Source organism: Halobacteriovorax marinus SJ, assembly GCF_000210915.2.
Taxonomy (GTDB): domain Bacteria; phylum Bdellovibrionota; class Bacteriovoracia; order Bacteriovoracales; family Bacteriovoracaceae; genus Halobacteriovorax; species Halobacteriovorax marinus.
Window position 1 is genome coordinate 610367 of the sequence record NC_016620.1, and the last position, 11403, is coordinate 621769.

The following is an 11403-nucleotide window of genomic DNA, read 5'->3' on the forward strand; positions in this document are numbered from 1 at the left end:
TGGCAAATCAAATTTCTCTTACGTCGCAGTAGCGAATATAGGGACGCGGGTCTTACCAGCGCTATCAAAATTAATGGTTAAGAATTGGGAGTATCCAAGCCTTTTTCTGAGCCTAGGGAGGTCAATATGACTACTCAAGAATTAAAACAAAAATGGATGGAAGGTTTCGAGGTCGTTTTCGGTGAAGACGTAGAAGCAGTTGAAACAACTGAATTTTCGAAACTATTAGACACAACAACTACTAAGAACTTCCAAGAAGGTGAAGTTTTTATGGGGAACGTTGTTTCTATTGGAGCTGACTACGTTATGATCGATATCGGTTATAAGCAAGAAGGTCTAGTTTCAGTTAGAGAATTCCAAAATTATGATGGATCTCTAAAAATTAAAGAAGGTGACGAGATTGAAGTTTACTTAGATAAGCTTGAGTCATCTATGGGGAACCTTGTTCTTTCTAAAGATAAGGCCGAAATTCTTAAAGCATGGGATAAAATTTCTGAAGCTTGTGAAAAAGGTACACCTCTTGAAGGAACAGTTATTGCTAAAGTTAAAGGTGGTCTATCAGTAGACATCGGTGTTAAGGCATTCTTACCTGGTTCTCAAATTGATCTTAGACCAACTAGATACCTTGATAAGTACATCGGTAAGAAGATGGAATTCAAAGTTATCAAGTTCAACAAGAAAAGAGGTAACATCGTTCTTTCAAGAAGAGCAATTCTTCAAGAAGAGCGTGGTAAGATGAGACAAGAAATTCTTGATCAAATTCAAGAAGGAATGATCGTTAAGGGTATCGTTAAGAATATCACTGACTACGGTGCATTCATTGATCTTGGTGGAATTGACGGTCTTCTTCACATTACTGATATGTCTTGGGGAAGAGTTAAGCATCCTTCTAACCTACTTAACATGGGTGACGAAATTGATGTTAAAATCCTTAAGTTTGATTCTGACAAAGAAAGAGTTTCTCTTGGTCTTAAGCAAGTTCAGCCTAACCCATGGGAAAAAGCAAAAGAGACTTACACTGCTGGTACTAAAGTTGGTGGAGAAATCGTATCTGTTAAAGATTACGGTGTATTCATTGAGCTTGACGACGGAATTGAAGGTCTTATCCACGTTTCTGAAATGTCTTGGACAGGTAAGATTAAGAATCCTGCGAAGCACTTCAATGTTGGAGAAAGAATTGAAGCTCAAGTACTTGACGTTGATGTTGAGAACAAGAGAATTTCTCTTGGACTTAAGCAACTTCAAGAAAATCCTTGGGAAGCAATTGAAGCTAAGTACCCAGTTGGTACTAAGGTAACTGGTAAAGTTAAGTCAATTGTTGAGTTTGGAATGTTCATTGATCTTGGAGAAGAAGTTGATGCTTTAATCCACGTTTCTGACCTTTCTTGGACTAAGAAGAATGTAAATATCAACGAAGAATACAAAGAAGATACTGAAGTTGAAGCAGTAGTTCTTTCTGTAGACAAAGAGAACTCTAAGTTCTGTCTTGGTATTAAGCAACTTCACGAAGATCCTTGGAAGAAAATTGAAACAAGATTCCCTGTAGGAACTGTAGTAGAAGCAGAAGTAGTTAGAGTTACTGACTTTGGTGCTTTCGTTGAACTAGAGACAGGAATTGAAGGTCTAGTACATATTTCTGAACTTTCTGAAGAGAGAGTTGATAAGCCTGAAGACGTTATCAAAAAAGGTGACGTTGCAAAAGCAATGGTAATTTCAATTGATAAAGATGCTAAGAAAATTGCACTTTCAATTAAAGCTGCCGCTAATGCTGCTGCAAATGGATCTTACTCAGCTGCAACTGTTAAAGCTGCAACACTTGCTGATAAGTTCAAAGGTTTTTCAATCGATAAAGACGAAGAATAAATTAAAATTTAAATTTGTTTTTATATGGGCCCCGCTTAACCGCGGGGCTTTCTTTTTTTGGAGGCGTTAAATAGCAGGAAGCTATTTAACGCCGAACAACCCAGGCGAGCGCAGGAAGCGCGAGATCGGGTGTCGCGTTTGGATGCGAGGCTATTTAACGCCGAACAACCCTGACGAGGGAGCAGGATGCGACCGAGAGAGGGTAGAGGGTTTATGCGATGACGGCATATGATGCCGAGCAACCCACTGATTTGCGTGCAAGCAAATCTGCCGCAGGAAGCGCGAGATCGGCGAGAGACGAGTAAGCACCCCACTTTTCTTACAATTCTTACAGTTTGATTCCTTCTTGTAACTTGTTGAAATCTTATTATTAAGACGCCGTTTCTGACAATTTCTTACATCTGTGTGAACTAATTACACCATTATAGATATTTTTCTGACACCTGAATAGGCCGATGCTAGATTGCGTTATCGAAAAAGGGGAAAAGAATGAAGAAAGTATTAGCACTAGCAGTATTATGCGTAAGCACAAACGTTTTGGCCGCACAACCTAAGGTTGCATACGGAGAAGACAATAGAATTGATATTGTAGACAGTAGAAACGCCATGAGAAAGAACTTAGCTTCTTCAACGGCAACTCAAGTTAAGAATTCTAACTTAACTCTATCTGAAGATGGAGCGAGTTACGGATTAAAGAATGAAACTCTAGAAGACTTTATTTTAAAGATTTCTAGATCTTGGTGGAACCCAGAAGGTACGCCACTTTGTAAGGGTGAGAAGTTTGCTAATCAACTTTCAATCGGAAATTGTTCAGGATTTCTAGTTGGAAATAAGTATTTAGTTACAGCTGGTCACTGTATGACTTCTGAAGCTGATTGTTCAGGTTTCAAGTGGGTATTCGACTTTAAAAAAGGTGAAGTAGAAGATCTAAGTATCGAAGCAAATAAGGTTTACTCTTGTAAGACTATTGTTAGCCAAAAACTAACAAGCTCTGATCAAATGGATTATGCTCTAATTGAATTAGATAAAGAAGTAGAAGGAAGAGAGCCACTTAAGTTCAGAACTGAAGGTAAGATTGGTCTTGGAGAAGGTGTATTTGTTATTGGTTCTCCATCAGGACTTCCATTAAAAATCTCTGGTGACTCTACAGTTCAAGCGAACTCTAATGATGTTTACTTTGATGCAGACTTAGACACTTTTGGTGGTAACTCTGGATCAGCAGTTTTTAATGCAAGAAGTGGTGAAGTTGAAGGGATTTTAGTTCGTGGAGCTAGAGACTATACGACTTATACTCAAAAAGATGAAGACGGAAATGATTACGAGTGTATGGGTGTTAACTACTGTGAAGACGGTGTCTCTGGATACGGTTGTGGTGGTGAAGCTGTAACAAGAATTACAAACGTTGAAATTGAAAAGAAGATTGAAGAGTTTGAAGCTTCACAAGTTCAAACTCCAGCAGAAGATGCTGACAGAGGTTCACTACCAGCAGATGTAGTAGAGCTACTAAACTCAGCCGATCTTCAATAAGAAATAGAGAATTAATTGGTGAAGCGAATAGATTAATTATGTCGCGACCACTTAATTATACAAGGCCTATCTCGAGATAGGCCTTTATCTATAAAAGGAGAGGTAAAATGAAATTTTTAATATTATCATTTTTAATACTTCTAAGCTCTCCTGTCCTATCAAAAGAGTTTAATTGCTTTTCCAAACATATAAGTGAAGCCATTAGTAAGAATAAAGAGAGAAGAGATCTCTATGCTAAGATGACAAATGGTGAATCTAAAAGACTGAGTAATTTATTGATAAACGCGGAAAGGGCCTCGTTTGTTGTCGCTAAGATTTATGATTGGAGAGTTAAGTACTTCCAAAGAAATGGTCTTCCTCTTCTGTGTTTAGATTATATTGATATGGATTTAACACCGAATTTTTCAGCATCATTAGATTATCCAAACTTGAAATATGATGAAATAAGAAAGATCGATATTTCTAAAGTGAGAAAGAAACTAAAGAAGTCTTTGAAGGTTGGATATCTTGAATTAGAAGAGGAGCTAGAGCACTTGATCGATGTGAATAGAAATACTGGTCACTATAATTGTATGTTCGTGCATGTTTTAGAATCGATTAGAAGGTCAGCGCATCTTGCGACTCATTACATAGATTCTGCTAGAGAGAAGGGGCTTCGGTCTCCAAAGAAAATAATAGATAAGAATATTAAATTACAAATTAATTCATTGGGAATTTGGTATTCTCTGGATAAGAAAGCTTCGAAGTTTCAAGAGCAAGGAGTTCAAATTCTTTGTAGAGATGTTCCAAAGATTGATCTACCAACTTCCCTTGAGATAGACTCCATTTATAGGTAAGCAATGGAATACTTTTATCACTTAGTACCCGATCCTTTTGTAGGAAAAGATCTTATTCCTCTCAATGAAATGGATAGGGAGAGCGAACTCTATAAGTCTCATTCAAGGAAGTACATTGGGCGCGAGTCCCTAACTGAGCAGACTATTCCTTTATTAAATTGTAAATGGAATGATGTTATTCAATTCTCTTCAGTACATCCTCAACTTATTATTGATAAGCTTAGGGAGATTCAGCCCGACTTCAAACTCTATCGAGCAAAGTGCTTCAAAGTTTCAGTCCTAGAGGTTGAGGGAAAATATGAAGGGGTTATTTTTGATAGAAATAAAGCTCAAAAGAAGGGTGACTTCTCCATTCATACTGACGATATAAGGCCTCTAAGTTCTACACAATATAAAGAACTCAATCACTTGCCCAAGGAGACAATTGCATTTTGGAATAGGGTTAAGGAAGAGGGTGGAAAGTATTTATGGTTTCCTTATATACCTCATATATTCTTAAAGGGGATAGTTGATACTACCCACTTTGAAGTTATTGATCTCTACTAATTTATTGTTTTGGAAGGTTTGGATCTTCTGGAAGACAAACGACACATCCCATTTCTTCTGTGTGAATGTGACTGGCAATCTCATCATCGACTTCGCTTCTAAGAGTTGAGAGGTCTTCTTCGTCTGCGCCTAGGCTTACGGCGAGGGTTTCTGATAGTGATGGAGCATGAATTTTGATATCAATGCCCATCTCTTCTAATTCTCTAGCATATTCAAAAGCTTTCTCATGGTCTTCGAAGTCACACTCAAAAAGAACTTCTTTAGTATTGGCCTCGATAACTTTGATCTTACTTTTTGACATATTTTTCTTTCCCTCTAGAATTTGGTTTGTTAAAAAACCTTGTTATTACTCTAACACGCTAGGGATTTCATAGAAATGAAAAAGCTATATTATATTGAGCAGGAAAGCTTTCTTAGGGATTTACTTGAAACAATGTGTCGCCAGAACGAAGGCTTTGAGGCCTATAGTGCAGCAGAGGGAAGTGACAATCTTTACTTCTTCAAGGACCTAAGCCCTGACTTTATTTTGATTGATTGGTCTACAGTTGAGAGTTACCAGGAGAAGCTATTGACTGATTTAGCTGAAGTAGCGCAGATTCCTGTTGGTGTTACAAAAGAACCTTCTCAGCAAATTCCTGATTCATGGCAGGAGAGGGCAGAATTAGTGATTGATAAGCCATTGGAAGTAAAAACAATTCTTAGAAAAATCTTTCCCTAGGTTTATAAATAGTTAATAATAGAGACATGGATAAAGAAGTTATCGTTATTGTCTCTACATTGATTATCATTGTTCTCATCGTCGCCTTTACGATTTACTACCGCAGCGGGCTATTTTAGGTCTAACTAATACTCTTTTTAAATTTCAATACTTTGATGCATCTCGTATTCAAGGCTCGTTTATTTGTCCTATAATTAACGGCTATTTATTTTATTTATAATTATGGAGTCATAATGAGTTTAATCGAAATACCGAATGAGATAATCGAAGCCCCAAACTTTATTGGTGGAGAGTGGATAAAAGGAGATGGGGAGTCTATCGATATTTATTCTCCTTATAATGGAAAAGTTGTGGGGAGAACTAATGAGTCTTCTTCAAAGCAAATTGATCAAGCGATTGCTAAGGCAAAAGATGCTCAGGTTCTTTGGGAGAAAACTCCTCTAAAAGATAGAACTAAAGTTATGTTTAACTTTAGAGAAATTCTACTGCGAGATATTGAGAAGATTGCTCATATCGTATCACTTGAAAATGGAAAGATTATTTCTGAGTCTAAAGCTGGGATCATGAAAGGGATTGAAGTTCTTGAGTACGCTATCAGTCTTCAAAACTTAGATGCAGGTTCAAAGATGGAAGTTTCTAGGGGAGTGTTCTGTGAGTATAGAAGAGAGGCGCTAGGTGTTGTTGCTTCAATTACTCCATTTAACTTTCCTGCAATGGTTCCTATGTGGACAATTCCAATTGCAATCACTCTTGGTAATTCTTATATCTGGAAACCATCAGAGAAGACTCCTTTAACTGCGACACTAATAGGGAACGCGCTAACTGAAGCTGGGCTTCCTGCTGGTGTTCTAACGATTTTAAATGGAACTGCAAATTGCGTGAACGACATTATAGATCATAAGGATGTTGCAGCTGTAGGCTTTGTAGGTTCTTCTAAGATTGCAAAAATTGTCTATTCAAGAGCGACAGCACTAGGGAAGAGAGCTCTGTGTCTAGGTGGAGCCAAGAACCACATAATCTTATTACCAGATGCCGATCCTGAAATGTCGGGAATTGGAATTGCTGATTCATTCACTGGTTGTGCTGGACAAAGGTGTATGGCCGCTTCTGTTCTTCTTGCTGTTGGAGAAGTTGATAAGCAAATCGAAAGTATTGTGGAAAGAGCAAAAAGTACTTCTCTAGGCGATAAGATGGGCGCAATCATTACTAAAGAACAATTAGACTTCCTAAGTGGTGCTATTGATAAAGCCGCAAGCGAAGGAGCGAAGATTTTACTTGATGGAAGAGAGGCCAAGAAACCTGAAGGTGATGGTTATTGGTTAGGGCCAACAATTCTTGATGGAGTGAAAGAAAACTCTGAAGCTTCTAAAGTAGAACTCTTTGGGCCGGTAATGAGTATTATTCGCTGCTCTAATCTTTCTGAAGCACTAAGAATTGAAAACGCTAATGAGTATGGGAATGCAGCGAGTGTATTTACTAATAGTGGTGCCATGGCCGAAGTTGTTGCACAGAATGCAAGTGCAGGAATGGTTGGAATTAATATTGGAGTGCCTGTACCAAGAGAGCCATTTAGTTTTGGTGGAATAAATGAGTCTAAGTTTGGATACGGAGATATCACTGGTGAGAATAGTTTAAACTTCTGGTCTCACGTTAAGAAAGTGACAACAAAGTGGCAGATGCAAAATGACCACAACTGGATGAGCTAATTTTAGGAGAAGTTATGAGTAATGAAAAATTTGAAAGACCAAGTCATGTTGTTTTAACGTCTCATAGTAACCAAGTCTTTAAAGAGTCTCTTCCTGTAAATTGGGGAGCGACTAATCCTAAAGATCGTGGGCCTATTATTGCGACAATCTCTGAGAAAGAAAATCGAAATGCGATTGGGACTCACAGTGGATCTTATACTGTTTACCGCGCACTCTCTATTGCTAAGGGTGATTATGCTAGAGAGCATAGACCTGAACTAGAGAATACATTCTCTCCTGTAGTAATTAAGCCTCAAGAGTCTTGGTTTGATCCTGAGAAGATCGTTTCAATCGATCCTTGGGGTGGTCATATCCAAGAGCTATATGGGGATTATATCAAAGAGGGATATAATATTAAGCCGACAATTGCTGTCACTCAGGCACGTTTACATATTCCTGAAATTTTTGAGGCCATTGATAAAGGAAGACTTGAAATAGATGGTGATATTGTAGCTGAGGACAAGTCAATTAAAGTGACTAAGATTGCTTTTGAACCAGTTTGGTACCTTCCTGGAATTGCTAAGAGACTTGGAATTGAAGAGGGTGAACTTAGAAAGATTCTCTTCAATGAAACTGGGGGAATGTTTCCAGAGTTAGTGACAAGACCTGATCTTAAAGTTCTTCTTCCGCCAATTGGATCCACTACTGCCTATGTCTTTGGTGATGTAGAGAAACTCTCTGATTCTGAAGCAGAGCTTAGTTGTAGAGTTCATGACGAGTGTAATGGTTCAGATGTTTTTGGATCTGATATTTGTACGTGTAGACCTTATTTAACTTATGGAATTGAACATGCTGCTAAGACTGCTCAAAAAGGTGGTGTTGGTCTAATTGTTTACTATAGAAAAGAAGGGCGTGCCCTCGGTGAAGTTACAAAGTTCTTAGTTTATAATGCGAGAAAGAGACAAGAGGGTGGAGATACTGCCTCAAATTACTTTAAAAGAACTGAATGTGTTGCAGGAGTTGAGGATGCAAGATTCCAAGAATTCATGCCAGACATTCTTCAATACTTTGGAATTAAGAAAATTCATAATCTTCATTCAATGAGTAATATGAAATATGATGCCATAGCAAAAAGTGGAATTGAAGTTGTTAATAGAATTTCGATTCCTGACGAGCTAATACCTGCTGACGCGCAAGTTGAAATGGAAGCGAAGAAAGCTGCTGGTTACTTTACCGCTGGTGAGGTGAAGGACAAGGATGGACTTGATAAAGTCTTAGGTAGAAACTTAGAGGAGTAAAAAAATAAATGAATAAAGATATTGATTATATTTTAAGTGCGAAAGCTGTTCGAGAAAGAACGGCTAAGATCTTTGATCTTACTTTAGAAGGTAAAACAAACTTTAACTATCACGAAGATAAGCTAGAGGGAGTTTCAAAGTTTGTATTAGAGGTTATTAGAGAAAATTATCCTGATTTAAAAATTCCTTTTCATTCGAGATGGGGTCATTTTCAAGTTGGAAGTGTTGATCGTAATGCAAAGCTTGATAGTGAACTAAGTAGTCTAGATAAAGTAGAAAGGGCAAGAGTAAAACTTGATTTAGTAATTACATCTGTCCTATTAGATGCTGGAGCTGGACCAACTTGGAAGTTTGACGAAGAGGGAGAGAGCTATAATAGAAGTGAAGGTCTTGGAGTTGCTAGTTGGCACATGTTTATAAATGGGGCCTTTAGTAACGATGGAAGCAGACGTGCGGACGCAAAGAAGTTGATGGAGATTTCTAAGACCGACATTGAGAAGGCCTTCCAAGTTAGTGAGAAAAATCCTCTCGTAGGTGCACAGGGGAGAGCAGGACTTCTAGCGAGCTTAGGAAAGTGTATTGAGTCTAAACCTGAAATTTTTAAAGATGGAAGGCCCGGAAATATTATTGATTATATGATTGGTGAGCATGGTCAAAAATTTGCTGCAACAGATTTACTTAAGGCCGTACTCTTACATTTTGGTGATATTTGGCCATCGAGAATTACAGTTGATGGTGTATCTCTAGGAGATGTGTGGAATCACCCATCACTTGGAGAAAAAGATGACTTAAACTCTCTCGTGGCCTTTCATAAACTTTCTCAGTGGCTAACTTATTCACTGATTGAGCCTATCGTTGAAGCGGGCTGTGAAGTGCACTCTGTAAATGAGATGACGGGATTAGCCGAGTACCGCAATGGTGGCCTTCTTATTGATATGGATCTTATTAGCTTGAAGGATCCGGCTCTATTAGAAGTTGCCCATAAGCCCGACAGTGAAGTTATTATTGAATGGAGAGCGCTAACGGTGTGTCTATTAGATAAAATTGCTGACATTGTTAGAAAAGAGCTCAATTTCTCTGAAGAAGAGTTTCCTCTTGCAAAAGTTTTGGAGGGCGGAACTTGGTGGGCCGGAAGAAGAGTGGCCAAGCAAAAGAGGGAGGACTCATCACCACCTCTAAAGCTTGATAGTGATGGAACAGTTTTTTAATTTGGAGAATTTATGAATAATAATTTACATGAAATAAATCACCCTGTGCTTCAGCACAAATTATCAATCTTGAGAGACAAGGACACTAATTCGAGGGCCTTTAGAGATATAATGAATGAGATTGGAAGGTTTCTCGCCTATGAAGCGACGAAGAATTTGAAGTCTTCAAAAGTAGATATTCAAACTCCAATTATGAAAGCTTCAGTTCCAGTTATTAATGACTATCCAATTGTTGTATCAGTTCTTAGGGCCGGAAACGGTTTACTGGATGGAGTACTCGACACACTTCCGTTCTCAGCAGTAGGCTTTGTTGGAATGTATAGAGATAAGTTTATCAATAATACAGTAGAGTACTATTTTAAATTACCTGAGAAGTGTGAAGGACGTGACGTTCTATTACTCGATCCAATGCTTGCTACTGGGGATACGGCCATTTCTGCTCTAGATAGATTAAAACAATATAAAGTTGGTAAAATAACAATGTTAACAGTTTTAATTAGTCCTGAAGGGCTAGAGAGAATTAATCACTTTCACCCGGACGTTGAAATCTACACTGTAAGCAAAGAAGACGGATTGAATGAGTCAGGCTATTTACTTCCTGGTTTAGGCGATGCTGGAGATAGATTGTACAATACGAAATAGGATGTAAGATGGAAGTTGTAATTGTTGGAATAGCTGGTGGTAGTGGTTCAGGAAAAACTACTTTTGCCAGAAGATTAAGAGAGAAGGTCGGTGAGAGTGATTGCTGTGTTCTCGGTCAAGATAGTTACTACTTTGATCAATCTAAGAAATTTGATCATGACGGAGGATCGGTAAACTTTGATCACCCCGATTCTCTGGACTTTGATCTGCTAGCTAGACATCTCTCAAAACTAAAGAGAGGTGACCAGGTGAATGTCCCTGTCTATGACTTTGCAACTCACTCTAGAAGTTCTGAACCCAAGCAAATGAAGCCTCGTAAATTTATCTTTGTAGATGGAATTTTGATCTTCTCTCAGCCAAATGTGGTAGAAGAGTTAGATCATAAAATCTTTATTGATTGCCCTGAAGACTTGAGATTTGAAAGAAGATTGAATAGGGATGTAAATGAGCGAGGGCGAACGAAAGAAGGTGTTCACAACCAATTCTATAAGCAAGTAAAACCAATGCATGATCTCTTTGTTGAGCCATCTAAAGACGTTGCCTGTTCAATTGTTAATGTAGATAACTTTGATGATAGAGTTGAGCAGTGGTTTAAAAGGCTTACTTCTTAATATATTTCCACATTGATTCTCCTTCTTTTGGAAGGAGTTTATTGGCATAGGCCCTCTCGTCTGCACTGATCTCTAGGTAGCCTCTGTCGTAATTCCAGCCATATCCCCAGCGGTAATCTGTTTTATAATCGGGGATTCCACCGACTGAAACGCCTAGGTACATAAGAATTCCCATAGAGGCAGAGAAGTGTTCTTTAACACATTTTCTAAGTTCTTTATCAGCGGTGAACTTTTCTTCCTTTGTTCCCCCGATCCAATAGGCCTTATCGTGATTGAAACAACAAACAAGCCACAAGTTTGGCTTCTCCTTTGTTCCGTCTGGCCACTTTGAACAACCGTCTGAGGTGAATGCTCGAAGTTGTTTGGAGAGTGGTTTAGAGAGCTCTTCTTTAATTTCTTTTCTTGAACTTGGAAGAATGGCACAAGCGCATAAGAGAAGCAGTGTTAATAGAGAGAGCAACTTATTCAT

At 38.4% G+C, this 11403-nt stretch carries 12 protein-coding genes; 10 read left to right on the forward strand and 2 right to left on the reverse strand.

What is annotated here, in order from left to right; genetic code table 11:
- Positions 1 to 126: 126 nt before the first annotated feature.
- The 4 genes from BMS_RS02865 to BMS_RS02880 all read left to right on the forward strand — a co-directional run bounded on the left by BMS_RS02865 (position 127) and on the right by BMS_RS02880 (position 4772).
- Positions 127 to 1863 carry a 30S ribosomal protein S1 gene (locus BMS_RS02865; RefSeq protein ID WP_157765634.1) on the forward strand — a complete coding sequence of 579 codons (1737 nt, stop codon included), beginning with the start codon at positions 127 to 129 and terminating at the stop codon, positions 1861 to 1863.
- Between the two features lie 489 nt (positions 1864 to 2352).
- Positions 2353 to 3390, forward strand: a complete 1038-nt coding sequence (locus BMS_RS16650) for a trypsin-like serine peptidase (RefSeq protein ID WP_014243284.1) — start codon at positions 2353 to 2355, stop codon at positions 3388 to 3390.
- A gap of 107 nt (positions 3391 to 3497) precedes the next feature.
- Complete coding sequence (locus tag BMS_RS02875; RefSeq protein ID WP_014243285.1) at positions 3498 to 4226, forward strand: hypothetical protein; 729 nt, start codon at positions 3498 to 3500, stop codon at positions 4224 to 4226.
- A gap of 3 nt (positions 4227 to 4229) precedes the next feature.
- The gene (locus tag BMS_RS02880; protein WP_014243286.1) at positions 4230 to 4772 is read left to right on the forward strand and encodes a hypothetical protein; all 543 of its coding nucleotides are present in this window, start codon (positions 4230 to 4232) and stop codon (positions 4770 to 4772) included.
- A gap of 1 nt (position 4773) precedes the next feature.
- Here the strand turns inward: BMS_RS02880 and BMS_RS02885 are convergent, their stop codons facing one another.
- The gene (locus BMS_RS02885) at positions 4774 to 5073 is read right to left on the reverse strand and encodes a hypothetical protein (RefSeq protein ID WP_014243287.1); all 300 of its coding nucleotides are present in this window, start codon (positions 5071 to 5073) and stop codon (positions 4774 to 4776) included.
- A 75-nt stretch (positions 5074 to 5148) separates the two neighbouring features.
- On the opposite strand from BMS_RS02885, the gene BMS_RS02890 reads away from it, so the two are divergent.
- From BMS_RS02890 to udk, 6 genes are all read left to right on the forward strand, one after another.
- Complete coding sequence (locus BMS_RS02890) at positions 5149 to 5490, forward strand: response regulator (RefSeq protein ID WP_014243288.1); 342 nt, start codon at positions 5149 to 5151, stop codon at positions 5488 to 5490.
- A 233-nt stretch (positions 5491 to 5723) separates the two neighbouring features.
- Positions 5724 to 7196 (forward strand): aldehyde dehydrogenase family protein, encoded by a 1473-nt coding sequence (locus tag BMS_RS02895; RefSeq protein WP_014243289.1) that lies wholly within the window; start codon positions 5724 to 5726, stop codon positions 7194 to 7196.
- A gap of 14 nt (positions 7197 to 7210) precedes the next feature.
- Complete coding sequence (locus BMS_RS02900; RefSeq protein WP_014243290.1) at positions 7211 to 8473, forward strand: GTP cyclohydrolase II; 1263 nt, start codon at positions 7211 to 7213, stop codon at positions 8471 to 8473.
- Positions 8474 to 8481: 8 nt separating this feature from the next.
- Positions 8482 to 9681, forward strand: a complete 1200-nt coding sequence (locus BMS_RS02905; protein ID WP_014243291.1) for a URC4/urg3 family protein — start codon at positions 8482 to 8484, stop codon at positions 9679 to 9681.
- A gap of 12 nt (positions 9682 to 9693) precedes the next feature.
- On the forward strand, positions 9694 to 10323 hold the full coding sequence (gene upp / locus BMS_RS02910) for a uracil phosphoribosyltransferase (protein WP_014243292.1): 630 nt from the start codon (positions 9694 to 9696) through the stop codon (positions 10321 to 10323).
- An 8-nt stretch (positions 10324 to 10331) separates the two neighbouring features.
- Positions 10332 to 10934, forward strand: a complete 603-nt coding sequence (gene udk, locus BMS_RS02915) for a uridine kinase (RefSeq protein ID WP_014243293.1) — start codon at positions 10332 to 10334, stop codon at positions 10932 to 10934.
- Here the strand turns inward: udk and BMS_RS02920 are convergent.
- Positions 10924 to 11403 (reverse strand): hypothetical protein, encoded by a 480-nt coding sequence (locus tag BMS_RS02920; RefSeq protein ID WP_014243294.1) that lies wholly within the window; start codon positions 11401 to 11403, stop codon positions 10924 to 10926. The two genes, udk and BMS_RS02920, sit on opposite strands and share 11 nt — an antisense overlap.